Genomic DNA, 22079 nt, shown 5'->3' with positions numbered 1-22079 from the left:
AGATGGCGAAAGTAGAACTGCGGGACGTCTGGAAAAAGTTCGGCGCGGCCGAGATCATCAAGGGCGTCAGCATCGACCTTGATGACGGCGAGTTCGTCGTGCTCGTTGGACCTTCGGGTTGTGGAAAGTCCACGCTTCTCAACCTGATTGCCGGGCTCGAGACCCTGACCAGCGGCGAGATCCGGATCGGCGACACGCTGGTCAACGACGTGCCGCCGAAGGACCGCAACATCGCCATGGTGTTCCAGTCCTACGCCCTCTATCCGACCAAGACGGTGCAGGAGAACATCACCTTCGGCATGCAGACCCGCGGCGTCGATCGCGCCGTCCAGGACAAGGCGCTCGCCGACGTCTCCCAACTCCTGCATATCGAGCAGTTGCTCGACCGCAAGCCGGGGCAATTGTCGGGCGGCCAGCGCCAGCGCGTCGCCATGGGCCGAGCCCTGGTGCGCAATCCCGACGTCTTCCTGTTCGACGAGCCACTCTCCAATCTCGATGCCAAGCTGCGCATTGAAATGCGCACGGAAGTGAAGAAGCTGCACCAGCGCCTCGGCAAGACGATCGTCTACGTCACCCACGACCAGATCGAGGCGATGACGCTCGCCTCGCGCATTGCCGTCATGGACAATGGCCATGTGCGCCAGTTCGGCACGCCTGAGGATGTCTATGAAAACCCCGTCGACCTCTTCGTTGCCGGCTTCATGGGCTCGCCGTCGATGAACATCGTCAAGGGCAAGGTCTTCAATGAGGATGGCTATGCGATCGCCGTCACCGACGAGGAAGGCACGGTCCGCTTTCCTCTCGGCGCCGAGCAGGCCGGCAAGGTCAAGGGACGGGACGGCGAAGAGATCTATCTCGGGCTGCGTCCCGAAACGATCACCCATGTCGGCGCCCACGCCGCAGAGCAGACCGAGCTCTTCGTCTTCGAGCGCGCGGTCGACGTGGTCGAACCCACCGGTCCCGACACCATGCTGGTCTTCACACTGGGAGGCATGGAAGCGATCGCCCGGGTGCGGCCCGAAGAGCGGGTCAAACCGGGCGAAACGTTCCGCTTCGAGGTCAATATGGGCAAGGCCAAGCTGTTCGACGGCAAGACCGGGGTGCGTCTGTAAGCAGTCGGACGAAGCCGCCTGGCCAAGATCAGCCCTTATTCGCCTCGTAAAGCGCCAGCACGTCGGCACGTCGGCAAAGCTCCGTGCCGGACGTCATGACCGCCGCGGCACCCGCCGCCAGGCCGAAGCGGAAGGCCTCGCCGATCTCGTGGCCCTCGGCCAGTGACCAGGTCATTGCCGCGACGAAACTGTCGCCCGCACCGACCGCCGATTTGACCGGCACTTCGATTGCCGGCGCGCGATGAATACTGTCGGCACCGACCAGGATCGCGCCGTCCGCACCAAGCGTCACGGCGATGTACTGGGCGGCACCGCTACGGACGATGGCCTGAGCAGCCGCCCCGGCGTTCTCGTGGTCGATCTTGTGCCCGACGAAGCTCGCCAGCTCGCCAAGGCTGGGCTTGACGAGGAATACCTTCGCCTTCGCCAGCGTCTCGTGCAGCGCCTCGCCGGACGTGTCGAGGATGAAGCGGATCTTCTTGCGCGCAGCAATGTCCGCCATCCGGACATAGGTCTCTCCCCCGACGCCGCGCGGCAGGCTACCGCTGGCGACGACATAGTCAGCATCGCTTCCCTCGAGCAGATCGAAGACCGGCGCAAGCTCTTCCTCGGTGACCTCCGGACCTTCCGGGACGAAGCGATATTCGAGATTGGTCGAGAGTTCCCGCACGTTATAGGCGACCCGGACAGGATCATGGATACGAAACCGGTGTTGCTTGACGCCGAGCGGCTCGAGCATGGCTTCGAGCAGCGTCCCGGTGGCACCGCCGGTGAGGTAGAGCAGCTCGCATTGTCCGCCGAGTTCGACGATGACGCGTGCGACATTGATACCGCCGCCGCCCGCATGCTGGCGCTGATTGTGCGTCCGGGTCTTGTGGGTGTGACGAACCGCATCGGCATCGCTGGAAATATCGATGGCGGGATTGAGCGCGATGGAGAGAATTTTCGACATGCCCGAGCCTAGCGTCCCTTCATGACAGATCCAAGAAATCGTTTCGCACCGCAACCGACCGAGTGAAGCTATAGCCTCAATGCACCGAGGGCCGCAAGAAAGCGCACGACCGCAACAGCCGTGTTCCTTCGTCTCAGGCCGCCGCCCTCCACAGCCCCTGGGCGTCCCGCTCCAGCAGCGGCGTGGCAAGGACACTTCGGGTCCTATCCGGCCACCCCTCACCAGAAGCCGAAAGCGCCGACCTCCAGCGCTCGGTCTGCAGCATCGCCACCGCGAGCGCCACCGGCTCGATGTCGAGCGCCGCGAGCAGGTTCAACCCTGCCGCCATGGATGCGCCACTCGACATGACGTCATCGACGAGAACGACGCGACGGCCCTTGAGCAGCGGCAACATGCGCGGATCGGCGAACAGGCGCTTCTGCTGGTGCGGCGTGGTGATCGAACTCATCGGCACCGACAACTCGTCGAGATACCAGAACTTGCGCGAGGTCCCGAACGGGACATAGCGGGCGTGTCCGAGCTTCTGCGCCACAGCGCCGGCAAGCGTGAGCCCGAGGGTCGGCAAGCCCACGATCACGTCCGGCCGGTCTTCGGCGAGCCTGTCGGCAAGACAACCGGAGAGCATGTCAAGCACCGCGAAGCTCGCCTGGTTGATGATGAGGGAGGCGATGCCGTGCTGGCCGTCGGCAAGCGGCCGGATCGGCAGGAGCATCTGCCGACCGTCGGGCAAGCTTGCCGGATAGCTTTGGCGGTGCGGACCGGTGGGGTCGAAGCTTCCGGGAGAATGTATCGTCTGCCAATAATCGTGCGGCTGCATGCTGTGACCCTTGCTCCCCGGCTTCGTTCCGGACATTTCGTTCATCGCAACCGCGCGCGTCTTTGGCAATCCGCTCGCGCCCTGCAGGCCCGCCCGCAACCGTTCAGCATTTCTTGACGGAGCGTCCCGATTTAGCGGTTGTCTTTGGCCGATCGCACATTACCTTTGGCCAACGACGCCGCGACCGGGCTTTGCGAGGCTGCGCGGGCAAGATAGGAAGAGACATGTATACCGGTATCGTCCAGGCGGTGGCCCCGGTCACCAACATCATCCGTCATGACGGATACACCGAATTCCATATTCAGTTTCCCGAACCTCTGGTCGAAGGCCTGCAGATCGGCGGCAGTGTTTCGGTGGAAGGTGTCTGCCTTTCGGCGACTTCCATCAAGGGAACGACCGTAACCTTCGACGCCATGGATGCGACGCTGGAGCGCACCAATCTGTCCGACCTTTCCGTCGGCGACGGTGTCAACCTGGAGCGCTCGGCCAAACCGACGGACGAGAACGGCGGCCATGCCATTGCCGGCCACATCGCCACGACCGCGACGCTGATAGGCGCCAAGAGCGAAATGCCGGGCGCTCATATCCGCTTTTCGGTTCCCGAGGAATGGGCGAAATACATCTTCCCGCGCGGCTTCCTGGCCGTGAACGGCGCAAGCCTGACGGTCGCGGAAGCCGAAGGCAACGTGTTCCAGATCAATCTCATTCCCGAGACGCTGCGGCAAACGACCTTCCCCCGTTACAGGCCCGGCGATCGGCTGAACATCGAAGTGGACCACCAGACGATGGTGATGGTCGATGTCGTGGAACGGACGCTGACACGGCTGCTCGACAAGCGCGCCTGAGAAATGCCAGCCCGGCGAATGTTCAGTGACTCGGCCTCAGCGCCGTCCACGGCCGTTCATTGATCAGCGAGACGAGCACCTTGAAATAGTCGGCCGGCTTCTGTGCGCAGAGCCCGGGCGGAATGCCGTTGGCTGCGATCTCGGCGAGAGGCGAGCCGGAGACGATGCGAAACGGGATGCCCTTCTTCCGGAGTACGGCGACGATCGGTGTGACCGCGCCGTCCCGGACATGAAAGTCGAGGATTGCGGCCGAGATGTCCTCCTGCTCCAGAATGTCGAGCGCATCACGCACGGTTTCAGCGGTGACGACATTGACCCCCGCGCGCGACACGCTGTCGGCGGCGTCCATGGAAATGAACACATCATCCTCCACGATTAGGATTGTATCGGTGGGCAGGTTGGCTTTCATCGGCATGGCGAAGATCTCCTTTGCTGCCACAACGCCTGCAACTCGAAGTTTGTTCAGATTTTAGTCAATTCGTGAACGGCTTGGTAAACAAAGGGTTTACCGCGCTACGCGGAACAAATCGCAATTGACAGTTGCCGGTGGCGCATTCAACAGACGGGCATCGCGCCACATCGTTTTCTTTCGATGGAACCAGTGCGGTCGGCATGCGTTTTCCATTGGATCATCACAATGGGAGAATGACCATGCAGATCGTTGGAACACAAGTACACGAAGATATGGGTGGCGTTCCGGGCTACACTGTCGAGTTCGTCGGCGACGGTGGCGAAGTCGTATCCGTTCGCATGAAGCAGAGCGAAAGCGGCGATCTCAATCGGGAAAACGCCCTTGCCAAAGCGCGCGTCCTGCTTCTCCAGGTGGCCACCTTCGACGGCACCACCAAGAAGGAGCGCGACGACAACCTCGCCCGCAGCGGCGACGATGCGGTATCGGATGCCGTTCTGAGCGCCCGGCGCGCGCAGGACGAAACCGAACTCGAATCGCAGGTTGACGAGGGGCTGCTCGACACTTTCCCGGCCAGCGATCCGGTCTCCGCCACCTACTCTTCTACGGCCGGCTCGAAGGAGCGCCACTAACATTCGGATTTGATGCAGAAAAGAGGGCGTGTCGGCATCTGCCGACGCGCCTTGCAACAGTGTCAAGTGCCTCAGGGCCGCCCTCATGCCGTCATTTGATCCCTATTTCGCCACCGATACCGCCCTTCCCCTCTCCGTCATTGTCATGCGGCTGCTCATCGCCATGCTCTGCGGCGGTGCGATCGGCTTTGAACGCGAGCGGAAGAACCGGGCCGCAGGCCTGAGGACCCACATTCTCGTCTGCCTATCGAGCGCGATCGTTGCCATCCTGACCATTGAAATCGCCCACCATTCCGCCTTCCAGGGCGACTCGGCCCGCATCGATCCTCTGCGCCTGATCGAAGCCGTCACCGCCGGCGTCGCCTTCCTGGCAGCCGGTATGATCGTCTTTTCCAAGGGAGAAGTGCGCGGCCTGACCACCGGTGCGGGTCTTTGGTTCGCGGGCTCGATCGGCCTCGCCGCCGGTCTTGGTTTCTGGCACATCAGCCTACTGGCGACCACCCTGGCGCTCATCGTTCTCTGGCTCCTGCACGGACTGGAGCGCCTCGTCGTTTCAAGGCCCGACACGGACTGATCCATGTGCCAGCCAAATCAGGCAGGATACACTTCGCACCCTAGCGCAGCAGGCTCTGGCCTCCGTCGATCCATATCGGCGAGCCGCTGACATGACGCGCCCTGTCGGAGGCGAGAAACGCGATGACCTCCGCCACTTCCTCCACCTGACCCGGATGGCCGCCCGTCAGCGGTATGTCGCCCTGGGGAAAATGGACGGGCACCGTCGCCTCCTCCCGGTGGCGGATGGTGGTATTGTCGTCGATGTCGGTCTCGATCGCCCCCGGACAGACGGCATTGATCCGAATGCGGTGCTGACCGAGCTCGAGGGCCAGTTGCTGCACCATGGCAAACTGCGCCGCCTTGGTCGCGGAATAGGCTGTGGCGCCGGGGGTTGTGAACGTGCGTGTTCCGTTGATGGAGGAAACGACCACGATCGCGCCGCCTCCCGAGAGCCTCAATTTGGGCACGGCGAAATGAAGCGTCAGATAGGTTCCGCGCAGATTGACTGCGATGGTCTGATCGAATTCCTCCGGCTTCAGATCCTCGATCGGCGCCCATGTGCCGTTGATCCCGGCATTGGCCACAACCACGTCGAGCCGCCCCTTGAGGTTCCATAGCGCCTCGACGGAATCCCTCATGGCCGCCTCGTCGCTGACATCGGCAACCAGGACGAATCCATCACCACCAGCTCGCCGGATTTCCTCAAGTGCCTCGTGCAATTCGTCAGCCGTGCGACCGAGCAGCCCGATGAAGGCGCCTCGGCCGGCCAGTATCAGCGCCGCACTCTTGCCGATCCCCGATCCGGCACCGGTTACAAGCGCTACCTTTCCGCTGAAATCCATGGCGTTGCGCCCTCCACTACGATCGATCGCTACGTCTTCGGTACGTGTTCCGGCTTGCCCTTCCGCTTGGTCGAGGCCAGGGCCTCCAGTTCCTTTTCGGTCATGGATTCGACCATATCCTTGGAGGCGCCCTTGAGCGCGCTCTTCCTGGTCTCCCCGCGTTTCGCCGAGAGTGCGGCGCCCGCGGCCTTCTGTTGAGCCTTGGATTTTGCTGGCATTGAAGCCTCCTGGGTTACGAAATGACGCATGGGAGTGGCGCCTTTCGTCAAACTACCGCAGAGTGTCAAAGGTTCCGGCAGCCACGGAGACAGGCGGGATTCCTGGCGCCGTCAGGGAACCAATTCCGCATCGCAGCATTGAAAGTGCGCAATTTCGCTCGATCAAGGATCTACCTATGGATGCTCGCAGCACACAGTTCGCAATCGAAGCCGGTGAATGGCAGGCGCTCGGCGCACGCTTCGATGGAGGGGGCACGAATTTCGCGCTGTTCTCCGCCCATGCCGACCGGGTCGAACTCTGCCTGTACGACGAGAGCGGCAAGACCGAGATCGCCCGGATCGAATTGCCGGAATACACCAATGAAGTCTGGCACTGCTACCTGCCGGGAGCAAAGCCCGGCATGCTTTACGGCTACCGCGTGCACGGCCCCTATGACCCGGCCAACGGTCACCGCTTCAATCCCAACAAGCTCTTGCTCGATCCGTATACGCGCGAAATCGTCGGCGACATCGTCTGGACGAAGGCGCATTTCGGCTATGACATCGACAGCAACGAAAAGGACCTGTCGTTCAGTGCGCTCGACAATGGCGCTGACATGCCCAAGGGCCGGATCATCGATCCCCGGATCAGCCGCGAATACAGTGGTTCGCCGGTCATCCCGTGGGCGGACACGATCGTTTATGAAACCCATGTGAAGGGTTTCACCAAGCTCAACCCGGCGATCCCGGAACACCTGCGCGGTACTTTCGAGGGCCTCGGCCAGTCGGCTGCCGTCGACTACGTGAAGAGCCTCGGCATCACGTCGATCGAGCTCATGCCGATCCATGCCTTTCCCGACGACAGTCACTTGCTCGACAAGGGCCTGCGCAACTATTGGGGCTATGACACGATCGGCTTCTTCGCGCCCGCGGCGCGCTATTATGGACCAAAGGGGCTGGACGGGTTTCGCGACATGGTTCGGGCCTTTCATGACGGTGGCATCGAGGTGATCCTCGACGTCGTCTACAACCACACGGCCGAAGGCAACGAACTGGGACCGACCCTCTCCTTCAAGGGCATCGACAATTTCTCCTACTACCGCACCATGCCCGACAATCACCGCTACTACATCAACGACACGGGAACCGGGAACACGGTCAACACCTCCCATCCCCGCGTCCTGCAGATGGTGATGGACAGCCTGCGTTACTGGGTGGAGGACATGCATGTCGACGGATTCCGCTTCGATCTCGGAACCATTCTCGGTCGCGAGCCGGAGGGCTTCGACCAGCGCGGCGGCTTCTTTGACGCCGTGGCGCAGGATCCGGTCCTGTCGAAGGTCAAGCTGATCGGTGAGCCCTGGGACATCGGCCCTGGAGGATACCATGTCGGCGGCTTCCCGCCGGGTTGGGCCGAGTGGAACGACAAGTATCGCGACTCGACCCGCGACTACTGGCTGGACAAGGACAATGGCGCGCCGGACTTCGCGGCCCGACTGCTGGGCTCAGGCGACATCTACGACCTCAGGGGCCGGCGCCCGTGGGCCAGCGTCAACTTCGTCACCGCCCATGACGGCTTCACCCTCAATGACCTCGTTTCCTATGACGGCAAGCACAACGAGGCGAACGGCGAGGGCAACAACGACGGCCACAACGACAACCGGAGCCACAATTACGGCACCGAAGGCCCGACGGATGACGAGGGCATCAACGCGCTTCGCGAACGTCAGAAGCGCAATTTCCTCGCCACGCTGTTCTTTTCGCATGGGACGCCGATGCTGCTCGCCGGGGACGAATTCGGGCGCTCGCAGATGGGCAACAACAACGGCTATTGCCAGGACAGCGAGATCAGCTGGCTGCATTGGGAAAACCTGCCGCAGGGCTGCGAGGTGCTACGGGAATTCACGAAAAAGCTCATTGCCCTTCGCAAACAGCAGCCGCTGCTGCGCCGCGCCAGTTGGCGAGACGGTACGACGATCGAATGGTACAACGTGAAGGGCGGTGCCCAGCGCCCGGAGCACTGGCTGGACCGCAATCCCCTCGCGCTGAGACTGCAACGCGACGATCTCGAAAAGATCGAGGGCGCCTGGCCGGAGATCCTGATCCTGTTCAATCCCGTCGATGCGGAAATGCACTTCACGATGCCCAAGAGCCGCGGAGGCGCCAGCAATTGGCAGCTGGAACTCGACACGAGCGATCCTGTTCGGCACGGCGATCAGGTCGCTGCAACGGAGACCATGTCGCTTCTACCCCGTTCGCTCGCCCTGTTCCGCCGCGCCTGACGCGGCGGCCCCGGCGATCAAAAGGGATCCGGCTCAGATCTGTGAAGCGTCGGTGATGACCTCAAAGTCGTAGAGCGCGCCGGCGAGCTTCAAACGGCGGGCCGAGATGAGGATCGGGACGATCTCACCCCTGGCGTTGCGGATTTCCGCACGCTCGCCCGAATAACCGCCCTGCTGGTCCAGCATCGCCAGTCGTCGCTCGCGCGCATCGTTGCCGATCACCAGTCCGGCGGAAACCATTTCGTGGCCGCGGATTTCTTCCCAGGTCTTCCCCACCAACTCCAGATAGGCATTGTTGACGCGCACATAGCGCGAACTGTTCTTGCCGATGGTGGAAATCGAGAAAGCCACGGGAGACAGGTCGAAGAGCGTCTGGATAAGAGCATCCGACGCGCCTTCGGTTTTTCCGGGATCGCCGATCAAGCGGTCCAGATCCTCCAGTCCACGGGCCATCGGGACTTCGTTGTCGACGGGCATGGAGGCTTCGTCGCGAACGACCGCAACCAGACGCCACAGATCGACCTCGAGGAACAAGGGCTTGGTCGCCTCCGTCACCTCGTCCAGACTGGCGGGCAAGGCGCGCGCAGCCTGCCCCAACCGCTCGACCTCGACCGGGGACCGCGCTGCCGCGGCAAGCCCCTGATAGGCTTTGACCGCCATCTGCCTGAGGAGTTCGTAGGCTTCGCCGAGAAGGGCGCGACGGGATGCGTCCAGCGTCTCGTCGACCAGCACCATTTCATCGCTCGTCGGTAACCGTTCGAGAATCCGCCAGACGCGCGCCTCGTCGGGGCTTTCCCACGTCATCGGTGTCCCGTGCGGGGCAAACCGGATCAGCGCCAGCACGGTGTCGGTGGAAAACGCGCTCGGGTCTGCCGGACGGTCGACGCCGTCCGCCCCGACCTCGATCGCCGTCAGACGTGCGGGGCTGCCATTGTCGTCGAAGAAGAGCGAGACCTCGCGCACCTTTTCGGGAAATCCCAACCAAGGATGCTCCCGCCTGAATCCGGCCAGGGCTTGCTTGTCCAATACGGCTACGGCGTACATGTTTGCTTCTCCTCGCAATGGGCAAATCCGGACTCGGATATATGTCACGATCCAATACGTGCCGGCAGTGCGATCGGATCGATTGCGCGCCGACACGGGAGATCGCGCGGTCCGAACGACCGTCCCGTGGGATTGCCGCAGGTGGCGCATCTCAAATTCTAGCAAACCGTGAATCGTTTGCGCACTGCTAACTGCGGAGCAGTTGGTGAACAACTAGATTTCGCTGTCGATGGATAAACCGCAAGAATCGAAGGATTTTCAGGGAAGTTCATGCCAAGACCTCGGAAATCGAGGCTGTGCAATCGCCTCCGTATTCAACAAGACGGACCGTGCCGGCCCGAAATGGACCGGGAACTGCAGCAAGTGCCAAAAAAAGTAAGGCGGCCCGGTGGCCGCCTTTTCGGTTAGCTCACTGCATCCTGCCTCAGAAGAAGGCCTGGATGCCGGTTTGCGCTCGGCCAAGGATCAGCGCATGAACGTCATGCGTGCCCTCGTAGGTGTTGACCGTCTCCAGGTTCTGCGCGTGACGCATGACGTGATACTCGATCTGGATGCCGTTGCCGCCGTGCATGTCGCGGGCCTGGCGGGCGATGTCGAGCGCCTTGCCGCAATTGTTGCGCTTGATCAGCGAGATCATTTCCGGAGCGAACTGGTGCTCGTCCATCAGCCGGCCGACGCGCAGCGAGGCAAACAGGCCGAGCGTGATTTCCGTCTGCATGTCGGCGAGCTTCTTCTGGTAGAGCTGCATGCCGGCAAGCGGCTTGCCGAACTGCTTGCGATCGAGGCCATATTGACGCGCACGATGCCAGCAATCCTCGGCCGCCCCCATGACGCCCCAGGAAATGCCGTAGCGGGCGCGGTTGAGGCAGCCGAACGGACCCTTGAGGCCGGAAACGCCCGGCAGGATCGCATCTTCGCCCACCTCGACGCCGTCCATGACGATTTCGCCCGTGACCGAGGCGCGCAGTGACAGCTTGCCGCCGATCTTCGGTGCAGAGAGGCCCTTCATGCCCTTTTCGAGCACGAAGCCGCGGATCTCGCCGCCATGGGCTTCCGACTTCGCCCAGACGACGAAGACGTCGGCGATCGGCGCATTGGAGATCCACATCTTGGAGCCGCGCAGACGATAGCCGCCCTCGATCTTCTCCGCACGGGTCTTCATGCCGCCCGGATCGGAGCCGGCATCCGGCTCGGTCAGGCCAAAGCAGCCGATCAGCTCGCCCGAGACGAGACCCGGCAGATACTTGTCTTTCTGCTCTTCCGAGCCGTAGGCATAGATCGGATAGATGACCAGCGAGGACTGCACGCTCATCATCGAGCGGTAGCCGGAATCGACACGCTCGACTTCGCGGGCGACAAGACCGTAGGAGACATAGCTCGCATCCGCCGCGCCGTACTTCTCCGGCAGGGTGACACCCAGCAGGCCGGCCTGGCCCATGAGCTTGAACAGTTCGGGCGCAACGGTTTCGCCGAGATAGGCTTCGTTGATGCGCGGCATGAGCTCGCTCTGGGCAAAGGCCTCGGCGGAGGCCTGGATCATGCGCTCGTCTTCGGAGAGCGCCTCCGCCATCAGGAATGGATCACTCCAGGAAAACGGCCGCATTTCGCTCATAGGTCTGATATCCTCTTTAAACTGGTGCATAGATTGATGAAACGGGAAGCGAACGCAAGACATGTTTACTCATGCGGCTATCAGGTCTATTCATAGCCAATGCTGACCCATCAACGCCGTTTCCTGCCTTCGACCAGTGCGCTCGCCGCCTTCGATTCCGTCGCCAAGCTCGGCAGTTTCTCCGCCGCCGCCAACGAACTGAACCTGACCCAGGGCGCGATCAGCCGGCAGATATCCCTCCTCGAAGACCAGCTCGGGGTCAAGCTGTTCGACCGCAACAACCGCGGCGTGGAGCTCACATCCATCGGCCGGGATTATGCCAAGGGGATCGGCGACGCGCTGGCGACCATACGCACCTTGTCATTGGAGGCGATGGCGAAAGCGGAAGACACCCACCTGCGGCTCGCCATCCTGCCGACCTTCGGCACGCGCTGGCTGATGCCGCGCATCCCGGACTTCCTGCAGAAGCACCCCTCGATCATCATCGACTTCGCCACCCGCATAGGCCAGTTCGATTTCGAAAGCTCTGGCCTCGATGCCGCGATCCACATCGGCGAGCCCAACTGGCCCGGCACCGATTGCCAGTTCCTCATGCAGGAAATGGTCGTGCCGGTCTGCAGCCCCGCCTTTCTGCGCGATCATCCCGTGTCGCGGCCGGAAGACATGCTCTCCATGCCGCTGTTCGACATGGCCTCGCGTCCGCGCGCTTGGGAACACTGGTTCGCAAGCCTCGGCATAGCCAACGGCCGCGGCGGCAGCATGCGCTTCGAACAATTCTCAAACGTGGTCCAGGCCTGCCTTGCCGGCCTCGGCATTGCATTGGTGCCGACCTTCCTGATCGAGCCGGAACTGGCGAGCGGGCAACTGGTCCGCGCCTGGAACCACGAGGTAAAGAGCGCCAGCGCCTATTATCTCGTCCGCCCGCTGTCGAAGATGGCCTACCAGCCCGCCACCGCCTTTTCCAACTGGCTGCTGGGACAGGTGCGGGAATTCAACGCTTCGAACGACGGCGCAGCCGGATAACCGAATGAAGGCCAAGCCGCCCACGGCGAAGGTTCCGCTTGCCAAAGTCATCCGATGATTTAATCTATTCGACATGAAGCCCGTTCAGAAGACCAGCCTTGCCGACACGGCGACCGAAGCCATTCGCGCCGAGATCATCTCCGGGCGTTTCGCTGTCGGCTCGCGCCTGCCAAACGAAGCGACCCTGTCGGCCACGCTCGGCATCAGCCGCGGAACCGTTCGCGAGGCCGTAAGGGTGCTGGCCTCTCAGGGCCTGCTCGAAGTGCTGCAGGGTTCCGGCACCTATGTCCGCTCCGCCGTCGACAGCCGCCGCACGCTGGAAGTCGCCCGCCATGCGAGCCTTCGGGACCGCTTCGAGGCCCGCTGCGCGCTCGACGTCGAGGCCGCCCGGCTTGCCGCCAAGCGTGCAGGCCCGGCGACGATCACGCGGCTGCGCGCCCTGCTCGCCCAGCGCGGAAATTCCGATGCCGGCGACCGGGAGAGTTTCATTGCCCGCGACCTCGCCTTCCACAAGGCGGTGATCGCCGCCTCGGCAAACCGCGCCCTGATCGAGCTTTTCGATTTCTTCTCCACCTCGATCGCGGAGACGATCCAGGCCACGATCGCCGGCGACCTGCCCGAACCAGACATGGCCGCCCATGTCGCGATCGTCGACGCGATTGAGACCGGCGACCCGGACAAGGCCGATGCCGCCGTGCGGCGTTTCATGGCGCCGGTCTTCGCCTTCCTCGACGGAAGACTTGAAGCGTGACCATCTCCGGACCGACCAGACCGCTGGACCTTGGCGACGAACTCCTGATCGATGCCGAGGACATGGCACCCGAGGCTCCACCGACCGCTTCGATGAGCCCGCTGGCACGCCTGCTGCTCGGCATCAGCCTGGTGCTGATCGCCTTCAACTTGCGGCCGCTGTTTTCCAGTGCCTCGGCGCTACTGCCGGAAATCCGCTCCGAACTCGGGCTGTCGGCGGCCGGCGCGAGCCTGCTCACCACCGTGCCCGTCGCGTGCCTAGGGCTCTTCTCGCCCCTCGCGCCGCGCCTGGCCGCGCGTCTCGGCGCCGAGCGTACCCTGCTGGCGGCCGTCGCTCTTCTTGCCCTCGGCACGGCTCTGCGCGCCTTCCACTCCCTCCCCCTGCTCTTCCTCGGCACCGCCCTTGCCGGCGCCTGCATCGCCGTCGGCAATGTCCTGCTGCCCGGACTGGTCAAGCGCGACTTTCCCGACAAGGCCGCGCTGATGACCGGCTTCTACACCATGGCGCTCTGTGCCGGTGCAGCGGGCGCCGCCGGCCTCACCCTGCCGATCGAGACGGCGCTTGGCGGTTCGCTCGGCGCTGCCCTGGCGATCTGGGCCATCCCCGCCGCCGTCGTCGGGTTGATCTGGCTGCCCCAGGCCCTCGGCAGCAGGGCGAAACCGGCAAAGACCAGTTTTCGCGTCGAAGGCCTCTGGCGCGACAGGCTCGCCTGGCAGGTCACCCTGTTCATGGGTCTGCAATCGGCTCTCGCCTATTGCGTCTTCGGCTGGCTGGTCCCGATCCTTCGCGATCGCGGCATTGACGGCGTCACCGCGGGCGCGATCGTTTCGCTCTCGGTCATGGTTCAGGCCGCCTCCTGCATCGTCTCACCGCAGATCGCCGTGCGCGGCAAGGACCAGCGCGTGGTGCATGTTGTCCTCGCCGCAATCGCCGTCATCGGCCTGCTCGGCCTTCTGTTCGCACCACTCTGGACCGTGTGGCCCTTTGCCATTTTGCAGGGCATCGGCCAGGGCGGGCTGGTTGCCGTGGCGCTCACCGCCGTCGTGCTGCGCTCGCCCGACCAGCATGTCGCCGCACACCTTTCCGGCATGGCACAATTCGTCGGCTATACGCTGGCCGCCGTCGCACCGCTCTTGGTCGGCCTGATCCGCGACTGGACCGGCAGTTTCGCCGCCACATCCGTCGTCTTCATCGCCTTCGGCGTGGGCGCCGCGATCAACGGCTGGGGTGCGGGGCGCGCCCTGCACGTTGACGTCAGGACCATCCAGAATCCGGCGTGACGCAGACCTGTGTCGGCGCTCACAGCGCGTCATCGGCGCCGATTGACAAGCGCCTGTTATGGACGAAGAGTACTCTCCGCTAAAATGCTCGAGCGTGGGGAGGGACATCATGTCCAGGCGCAGGTCCAACGGTTTCACCGCACTCTTGTTTGGCCTTCTGGCGCTTGCGCCACCCGCGCTTTCCGCCGGCGGACGCAGCGTCGTCACCACGCGCGACGGCGACTATTTTGGGTTCGACCTCAGAACCGAACAGAATGTTTCGCTCGCCCAGTGCCAGTCGAGCTGCATCGCCGACCAGGAATGTCGCGCCTTCACCTACAATCCCAAGGTGAAATGGTGCTTCCTGAAATCCGACTTCAACCAGCTGAACACCTTTGCCGGTGCCGTGGCCGGACGCATCGTCGAGCAGGGCGCGGAACCCGATATCGGCGCGCCCCAGCGACCCGATTTCGTCTCCGACCAGCTGATGGAAGATGCCCGACAGCAGCGCGCGGACCTCGCGCTGGGTGAAGACCAGCAAGGTTTCGGCCATAACGCCCTGCTCGACCAGGGGCGGCAGGCGTTGCTTGCCGGCAATTACGAGGGCGCCCTCCACGCCTTCAAGGGCGCTCTCGCGCTCACCCCCGAAGATCCGGCCCTGTGGATCGAGGTGGCCCGCGCCGCCAATTCCGTCACCGGCAACAGCGAAATGACCGGCCAGGGCGTGCTTGCCGCGCTCAACGGTTTTCTCCTCACCCGCTCCACCCAGGCCCGCGCCGATGCGCTCGCCGTGCTCGCCAAGGGGCTGGAGAATTCGGAAAACTATCGCGGCGCGCTCAGCGCCTACAAGGCCAGCCTCGAACTGGTGACGGCCAAGACCGTGCAGGCCGCCTTTAACGACCTGCGCGCCCGCAAGGGCTTCCGCGTCGTCAGCCACACCGTCGATGCCGACAGCCTGACGCCGCGTGCCTGCGTCGAGTTCTCCGATCCGCTGGTCAAGCGCGGCGTCGACTATACGCCCTTCGTCACTCTCGATGGTTCAGCCCCGAAAGCCGTCGACGCCAAGGACAACCAGATCTGCGTCGAAGGCCTGACCCACGGCCAGCGCTACAAGCTGGCGCTCCGTGCCGGCCTGCCCTCCTCCGTCGAGGAAAACCTCGAGGCCCAGGTCGATCTCGATGTCTATGTGAAGGACCGCTCGGCCGCCGTGCGCTTCACCGGCGACAATTTCGTCCTGCCGTCGACCGCCCGGCGCGGCATTCCGATCGTCTCCGTCAACACCGAGAACGCCAAGCTGGAACTCTACCGGATCGGCGACCGCAATGTGGCCCCGCTGCTGGCCGGCTCGCAGTTCCTCACCCAGCTCGACGGCTACGGCGCCGACCGCATCGAAAGCGAAAGCGGCGAGTTGATCTGGCAGGGCACGATCGACATTGCCAGCGAGCTCAACAAGGACGTGATCACCAGCTTCCCGGTCGATGAGGCACTGCCCAAGCGCCGCGCCGGCATCTATGTGATGACCGCGGCCGTCGCCAATGCCACCAGCGAGGACTGGGACACCCGGGCCACCCAGTGGTTCGTCGTCTCCGACATCGGGCTTTCGACCTTTGCCGGCACTGACGGCCTGCATGTCTTCGCCCGCTCGCTGGCAAGCGCCGCACCGCTGGCCGATGTCGATCTGCAGCTGATCGCCAAGAACAACGAGATCCTCGCCACCGCCCGCACCGATGCAGACGGCCGCGCCCGCTTCGATGCCGGCCTGATGCGCGCCGGGGCAGCCCTTGCTCCCGCCGTCATCGTCGCCCGCAAGGGCGAGGATGACAACGTCTTCCTCGACATGACCCGAGCCGGCTTCGACCTGTCGGACCGCGGCGTCACCGGACGTCCGGCGCCCGGCGCCATCGACGTGCTCGCCTGGACCGAACGCGGCATCTACCGCCCCGGCGAAACCGTCCATGCGGCGGCCCTGTCGCGCGACACCGAGGCCGATGCGATCGAAAGGCTGCCGCTGACCTTCATCTTCAACCGCCCCGACGGCGTCGAATTCCGCCGCATGGTGGTGACCAGCGATACGCTCGGCGGTTATTCCGCCGACCTCCCGCTGCTGGCCGATGCCATGCGCGGCACCTGGACGATCAACATCCACACCGATCCGAAGAAGGAACCGATTGCGCAGAAGGGTTTCCTGGTCGACGATTTTGTGCCGGACCGGCTGGAATTCGACATCACCAGCGAGACCAAGAGCGTCGAGCCGGGCGTCCCCGTTCCGGTCTCTGTCGACGGCCGCTATCTCTATGGCGCTCCGGCGGCCGGCCTGATGCTCGAGGGCGAGGTGAACATCCGCCCGACCCGCACGAGCCCGGCCTTCGAACGTTATGTCTTCGGCCTTGCCGACGAGGAGCAGAGCGAAGACACCCGCATCCCGCTCGAGGCGCTCGAACCGCTCGACGAGGACGGCAAGACCAGCTTCGACGTCGACATCAGCGAACTGCCGTCGACCACGCAGATGCTGGAAGCCGAGATCGTGCTGCGCATGGTCGAAGGCGGTGGCCGGGCCGTCGAGCGCAAGCTCACCCTGCCGGTCCGTCCCGAAGGGGCGATGATCGGCGTGAAGCCGGAGTTCACCGGCGACCTCGCCGAGAATTCCACAGGCCGCTTCCACGTGATCGCCGTCGGACCCGACGGTGAAAAGCAGGCGCTGGCCGGCGCCAGGTGGAAACTCGTCAGCCTGGAACGGAACTACCAGTGGTATCGCGAGGGCTCGTCCTGGCGCTATGAACCGATCATCACCACCAAGCAGGTGGCCGACGGCACCGTGGACATCGAAAGCGACGGCGCGGAGATCGCCGTGCCCGTCACCTGGGGCCGCTATCGCCTCGAGATCGAACAGGCGAGCACCGACGGTTCCGCGTCCAGCGTCGAATTCGACGCCGGCTGGTTCGTCGAGGCCAGCTCGACCGAAACGCCCGACGCGCTGGAAATCGGTCTCGACAAGGAGAACTACAAGGTTGGCGATACCGCCAAGCTGAAGGTGTCCCCGCGCTTTGCCGGCGAACTGTTGCTGACCGTCGGCACCGATACGCTGGTGACCGCCCAGACCGCCAGCATCACCGTCGGCGGTGGCGAAGTCGAGATCCCGATCACGGCCGATTTCGGCCCCGGCGCCTATGTAACCGCCACCCTCTTCCGTCCCGGCGAGGCCCAGGAAAGCCGCATGCCGATGCGCGCGATCGGCGTTACCTGGCTGACGGTCGATCCGGGCGCCGACAAGCTGGCGATCAAGCTTTCGCCCCCGGACAAGACGCTGCCGCGCCAGGCCCTGCAGATCCCGATCGAGGTGGCCGGAGCCGGTATCGGCGAGGAAGCCTATGTCATGGTCGCCGCCGTCGACGTCGGCATCCTCAACCTGACGCGTTACGAAGCGCCCGATCCGGAGACCTGGTATTTCGGCCAGCGCCGCCTGGGCATCGAGATGCGCGACCTCTATGGCCGCCTGATCGACGGTTCGCTCGGTGCGACCGGCAAACTGCGCACCGGCGGTGACGGCGGCGAGATGCCGCTTCAGGGCAATCCGCCGAAGGAAAAGCTCGTCGCCTTCTTCTCCGGTCCGGTGAAGCTGGATGCAGAAGGCAAGGCGACCGTCAGTTTCGACATTCCGCAGTTCAACGGCACGGCCCGCATCATGGCGGTCGCCTGGTCGAAGACTGGCCTCGGCCATGCCCAGACCGATGTGATCATCCGCGATCCGATCGTGGTCACGGCAAGCCTGCCGCGCTTCCTCGCCCCCGGCGACGTCAGCGCGCTCAGGCTCGACATCGTCGCCACCGACGCACCGGCCGGGGACTACACGCTGGCGGTCACGCCGAGCGATCCGGTCTCGGTCAATGCAAACGATGCCACGCAGACGATCAGCCTCGAAGCCGGCGGCAAGACGACGGTGACCCTGCCGCTGACCGGCGTGCAACCGGGCCAGGGTACCATCGACATCACGCTTTCCGGTAGCGATGGGATTTCGCTCGACCAGCAGCTTATCGTCCCGGTCAGGCCGTCCTCGCTGCCGGTCACCGAACGTCGGATTATCAACCTTGCCGCCGGCCGCAGCCTCACCGTTGACGGCGACCTTCTGGCCGACAGCCTGTTGCAGGATGCCTCGGTCAGCCTGAACGTCTCCCGTGCCGAGGGCTTTGACATCCCGGCGCTGATGATGAGCCTCGACCGCTACCCCTATGGCTGCGCCGAGCAGACCACCAGCCGCGCGCTTCCGCTCGTCTATTTCGACGAGCTGCAGTCCGGCTCCGGCCTGCCCGCCGACGCCGAGATCAAGAAGCGTGTCCAGGACGCGGTCTATCGCGTGCTGTCCTACCAGTCGTCCAGCGGCAGTTTCGGCCTCTGGGCACCGGGCTACGAGGACCTCTGGCTCGACGCCTATGTCAGCGATTTCCTGACCCGGGCGCGCGAACAGAAGTTCGACGTGCCGGACGAAGCCATGGTGCAGGCGCTGCAAAACCTGCAGAACCGCATCGGCTACGACACCAACATCAAGGATCGCGGCAACGAGATCGCCTATTCGCTCTACGTGCTTGCCCGTAACCGCAAGGCCGCGATCAGCGACCTGCGCTACTATGCCGACACGATGCTTGGCGATTTCCCGACGCCGCTCTCCAAGGCGCATCTGGCGGCCGCCCTCGCCCTTTACGGCGATGCCGAACGCTCGCGCGCCGTCTTCCTCGATGCCGCCGGCATGTCGGAGGAGGCACGCATCCACAAGGTCAGCCTCAACCGCTCGGACTACGGCTCGTCCTTGCGCGACGCCGCTGCCGTCCTCGCGCTCGCCGCCGAGAGCCGGCCCGTGCCGCCGATCGTGCCCATGCTGGCCAAGGTGGTCAGTGCGGAACTGCGCGAGAAGCGTTACCTCAGCACCCAGGAACAGACCTGGGCGCTGCTCGCCGCCCGCGCGCTCGACCAGGGCGACGAGGGGATCCGCGTGGAGGTCAACGGCGCCGACCATAGCGGCGGCTACCGCGCCAGCATTCCCGGCGACGCGCTGCTTCAACATCCGGTCACGCTGACCAACAAGAGCAGCGATCCGCTGACGGCGTCGGTCACCACGGTCGCCGCGCCGAGCGTGCCGCTGCCGGCAACCGAGGAAGGCTTCACCATCGCCCGCAGCTACTTCACGCTCGACGGCGAGGAAGCCAATGTCAGCGAAGCCAGCCAGAACGAGCGCTACGTCGTCGTGCTCGAAGTCACCGAAAACGACGAATGGCCGGCCGAACTGCTGATCACCGACCTTCTGCCGGCAGGCTTCGAGATCGACAATCCGAGCCTCGTCGACAGCGCCAAGCTCGCCAATTTCGACTGGATCGGCGAAACCGAAACCGCCCATCTCGAATTCCGTAACGACCGCTTCGTGGCGGCCATCACGCGGAACGCGGGGGAGAATGGTGCGATCACGCTGGCCTATGTCGTCCGCGCGGTCACGCCTGGCGTCTATGACCACCCCGCCGCCCATGTCGAGGACATGTATCGGCCGCAGTTCTTCGCCCGCACGGCGACGGGACGCATGGAGGTTCTGGCAGCGGAATAATGAGGCTGGCTCGAACCATCGCCATCGGCACCCTCGCCGCCTCCCTGGCGGCGGGCATGCTGGTCGTCGGCCTTTTCTGGGCCGACCGGGCGTTCCCTCCGCCGCTGGAAGGGACCGCAAGCGTCTCTGCGGAAGTGGTGGATCGCGACGGCCGGTTGTTGCGCGCCTTTGCCACGCGGGACGGGCTTTGGCGCCTGCGGACGCGGGCCGCGGATGTCGATCCGCAATTCCTCAAGATGCTCATTGCCTATGAGGATCGACGGTTCGAGGACCATGACGGGGTCGATCCCGTGGCACTTGGCCGGGCTGCGCTCCAGCTACTGGCCAATGGCCGCATCATCTCCGGCGGCTCGACCATCAGCATGCAGGTGGCACGCCTGATCGAGCCGCGGCGCGAGCGGTCGATCACCGCCAAGCTGATCCAGATCGCCCGGGCGATCCAGATCGAGCGGCGCCTCGGCAAGGCGGAAATCCTTGATCTCTACCTGACGCTCGCGCCCTATGGGGGCAATCTCGAAGGCGTGCGGGCCGCAAGCCTTGCCTATTTCGGCAAGGAGCCGCGCCGGCTGTCGGTGGCGGAGGCCGCCCTGCTCGTCGCCTTGCCGCAACTACCGGAACGTCGCCGGCCCGATCGCCATCCAGCAACGGCCGAAGCCGCCCGTCACCGGGTTCTCAAGCGCATGCAGACGGCCGGTGTGCTCGACGCGAGCGAGATCGCCCGCGCCGACACAAGTGCCGTTCCGACCCGGCGTGCGCAGCTGCCGGCGCTGGCCGCGCACCTGGCCGAAGCCGCGCGCAAGAAGGACTCGACGGCCGAGCGCCACGAAACGACTTTGAACGCAGACATCCAGCAGAGGCTGGAAACCGTCGCGCTGCATGCCTCGGCCAAGCTCGACCCCAAGGTTTCGCTCGCCCTGATGATGGCCGATGCGGAGACCGGCGAAATCCTCGCCGAGGTCGGCGCCGCCGACTATTTCGACGCCTCGCGTTCGGGCTGGATCGACATGACGCGCCAGAGCCGCTCGCCGGGCTCGACGCTGAAACCCTTCATCTACGGCCTCGCCTTCGAAGAGGGCATCGTCGCCCAGGAGACCATCGTCGAGGACCGCCCCGCCGACTTCTTCGGCTATCGACCGAAGAATTTCGACATGACCTATCAGGGTGACGTGTCGGTCCGTCAGGCACTGCAGTTGTCGCTCAACGTGCCGGCGGTTCGTCTACTCGATGCGCTCGGCCCGACCAAGCTGATGGCGCGCCTACGCCGCGCCGAGGTCACGCCGCGCCTGCCGACGGCCGAAGCGCCGGGACTCGCGATCGCGCTCGGCGGGGTCGGCCTGTCGCTGAAGGATCTTGTCCAGCTCTATGCAGGGCTCGCGAGCCGCGAGAAGCCGGTAAGGCTCGGTGACGGCATTCGCGATCTGCCCGGAGCGATCGACAGCCCGCCACTGTTCGAACCCGTCGCCGCCTGGAATGTCGCCGACGTGCTCTCAGCCGTTCTGCCGCCGCTCGGCAGCCCGAAAAGCGGCATCGCCTACAAGACCGGCACCAGCTACGGCTACCGCGACGCCTGGTCCGTCGGCTATGACGGGCGCTACGTGATCGGCGTGTGGATCGGCCGGCCCGACAACGCCGCCATTCCTGGCATCTCCGGCTATGCCACCGCCGCGCCCGTGTTGTTCGAGGCCTTCGCCAAGTCCGGCATTGCCGGCACGCCGCTTCCCCCGGCACCGCGCGGCGCAGCCCGCATCGCCCAGGCCGAGCTGCCCGTCAGCCAGCGGCGGTTCTCCATTCAGGCGAACGGCCTCATCTCGGCATCTGCGCGGGAAAAGCCACCGCAGATCGTCTATCCGCCGGAAGGTGCCCATGTGGAGCTCGGCATCGCGCCGGACGGCACGGCCCTGCCGTTGATCCTCAAGCTGCAGGCCGGGCGCGCGCCGTTCCGCTGGCTCGCCAATGGCAAGCCGCTCGCCGAACCGACGAGGCGGCGCACCAGCGACTGGACGCCCGAGGGCTCCGGCTATTCGACGCTGACCGTGATCGACGCCGCCGGCCGCGCGGCAAGCGTCGGCATTTTCATACGCTCGCCCTGACAAGGCACTGATCCACCGCCCCATCCGGTGCGTATCCCTCAACGGAACACGCTTGGAAACCGGCAGGGAG

Annotated in this window: 17 protein-coding genes; 10 read left to right on the top strand and 7 right to left on the bottom strand. The window is 64.4% G+C overall.

Annotated elements, in window-relative coordinates; all coding sequences use genetic code 11:
* Window positions 1-2: 2 nt before the first annotated feature.
* Window positions 3-1112 (top strand): ABC transporter ATP-binding protein, encoded by a 1110-nt coding sequence (locus tag AC07Y0_RS23920; protein ID WP_498680089.1) that lies wholly within the window; start codon window positions 3-5, stop codon window positions 1110-1112.
* Between the two features lie 28 nt (window positions 1113-1140).
* Here the strand turns inward: AC07Y0_RS23920 and AC07Y0_RS23915 are convergent, their stop codons facing one another.
* Entirely contained in the window at window positions 1141-2064 is a 924-nt protein-coding gene (locus tag AC07Y0_RS23915; RefSeq protein WP_498680088.1) for a 1-phosphofructokinase family hexose kinase, read from the bottom strand.
* 133 nt (window positions 2065-2197) lie between these two features.
* The gene (locus AC07Y0_RS23910; RefSeq protein ID WP_498680087.1) at window positions 2198-2881 is read right to left on the bottom strand and encodes a phosphoribosyltransferase; all 684 of its coding nucleotides are present in this window, start codon (window positions 2879-2881) and stop codon (window positions 2198-2200) included.
* A 224-nt stretch (window positions 2882-3105) separates the two neighbouring features.
* Between AC07Y0_RS23910 and AC07Y0_RS23905 the strand changes: the two genes are divergently transcribed.
* Window positions 3106-3726 (top strand): riboflavin synthase subunit alpha, encoded by a 621-nt coding sequence (locus tag AC07Y0_RS23905; RefSeq protein WP_498680086.1) that lies wholly within the window; start codon window positions 3106-3108, stop codon window positions 3724-3726.
* 22 nt (window positions 3727-3748) lie between these two features.
* Here AC07Y0_RS23905 and AC07Y0_RS23900 read toward each other — a convergent pair whose 3' ends face one another.
* Window positions 3749-4141 (bottom strand): response regulator, encoded by a 393-nt coding sequence (locus AC07Y0_RS23900; protein ID WP_498680085.1) that lies wholly within the window; start codon window positions 4139-4141, stop codon window positions 3749-3751.
* Between the two features lie 236 nt (window positions 4142-4377).
* Between AC07Y0_RS23900 and AC07Y0_RS23895 the strand changes: the two genes are divergently transcribed.
* Entirely contained in the window at window positions 4378-4767 is a 390-nt protein-coding gene (locus AC07Y0_RS23895) for a hypothetical protein (RefSeq protein WP_498680084.1), read from the top strand.
* 85 nt (window positions 4768-4852) lie between these two features.
* Entirely contained in the window at window positions 4853-5341 is a 489-nt protein-coding gene (locus AC07Y0_RS23890) for an MgtC/SapB family protein (RefSeq protein WP_498680083.1), read from the top strand.
* A 40-nt stretch (window positions 5342-5381) separates the two neighbouring features.
* Here AC07Y0_RS23890 and AC07Y0_RS23885 read toward each other — a convergent pair whose 3' ends face one another.
* The gene (locus AC07Y0_RS23885; RefSeq protein ID WP_498680082.1) at window positions 5382-6164 is read right to left on the bottom strand and encodes an SDR family oxidoreductase; all 783 of its coding nucleotides are present in this window, start codon (window positions 6162-6164) and stop codon (window positions 5382-5384) included.
* 29 nt (window positions 6165-6193) lie between these two features.
* Entirely contained in the window at window positions 6194-6382 is a 189-nt protein-coding gene (locus AC07Y0_RS23880) for a DUF3008 family protein (protein WP_498680081.1), read from the bottom strand.
* Between the two features lie 176 nt (window positions 6383-6558).
* Between AC07Y0_RS23880 and glgX the strand changes: the two genes are divergently transcribed.
* A complete protein-coding gene (gene glgX / locus AC07Y0_RS23875; RefSeq protein WP_498680080.1) occupies window positions 6559-8643 on the top strand; it encodes a glycogen debranching protein GlgX in 2085 nt (694 codons plus the stop codon).
* Between the two features lie 33 nt (window positions 8644-8676).
* Here glgX and AC07Y0_RS23870 read toward each other — a convergent pair whose 3' ends face one another.
* Window positions 8677-9687: a diguanylate cyclase gene (locus tag AC07Y0_RS23870; RefSeq protein WP_498680079.1), complete on the bottom strand. Its 1011-nt coding sequence runs from the start codon at window positions 9685-9687 to the stop codon at window positions 8677-8679.
* A gap of 424 nt (window positions 9688-10111) precedes the next feature.
* The gene (locus tag AC07Y0_RS23865; protein WP_454289443.1) at window positions 10112-11299 is read right to left on the bottom strand and encodes an acyl-CoA dehydrogenase; all 1188 of its coding nucleotides are present in this window, start codon (window positions 11297-11299) and stop codon (window positions 10112-10114) included.
* Between the two features lie 99 nt (window positions 11300-11398).
* Here AC07Y0_RS23865 and AC07Y0_RS23860 point away from each other — a divergent pair, with 99 nt between their 5' ends.
* The 5 genes from AC07Y0_RS23860 to pbpC all read left to right on the top strand — a co-directional run bounded on the left by AC07Y0_RS23860 (window position 11399) and on the right by pbpC (window position 22009).
* The gene (locus AC07Y0_RS23860; protein ID WP_498680078.1) at window positions 11399-12322 is read left to right on the top strand and encodes a LysR family transcriptional regulator; all 924 of its coding nucleotides are present in this window, start codon (window positions 11399-11401) and stop codon (window positions 12320-12322) included.
* Window positions 12323-12395: 73 nt separating this feature from the next.
* A complete protein-coding gene (locus AC07Y0_RS23855; RefSeq protein ID WP_498680077.1) occupies window positions 12396-13073 on the top strand; it encodes a FadR/GntR family transcriptional regulator in 678 nt (225 codons plus the stop codon).
* A 62-nt stretch (window positions 13074-13135) separates the two neighbouring features.
* Entirely contained in the window at window positions 13136-14353 is a 1218-nt protein-coding gene (locus AC07Y0_RS23850) for a CynX/NimT family MFS transporter (RefSeq protein WP_498680328.1), read from the top strand.
* A 109-nt stretch (window positions 14354-14462) separates the two neighbouring features.
* Window positions 14463-19919 (top strand): MG2 domain-containing protein, encoded by a 5457-nt coding sequence (locus AC07Y0_RS23845; protein WP_498680076.1) that lies wholly within the window; start codon window positions 14463-14465, stop codon window positions 19917-19919.
* On the top strand, window positions 19919-22009 hold the full coding sequence (pbpC, locus tag AC07Y0_RS23840) for a penicillin-binding protein 1C (protein ID WP_498680075.1): 2091 nt from the start codon (window positions 19919-19921) through the stop codon (window positions 22007-22009). The genes AC07Y0_RS23845 and pbpC overlap by 1 nt, the downstream gene beginning before the upstream one ends.
* Window positions 22010-22079: the final 70 nt, after the last annotated feature.

Source organism: Allorhizobium sp. GW101-3B10 (assembly GCF_059424725.1).
The sequence above is the reverse complement of the archived record's forward strand: the minus strand, read 5'-3'. Positions and strand labels throughout refer to the sequence as shown.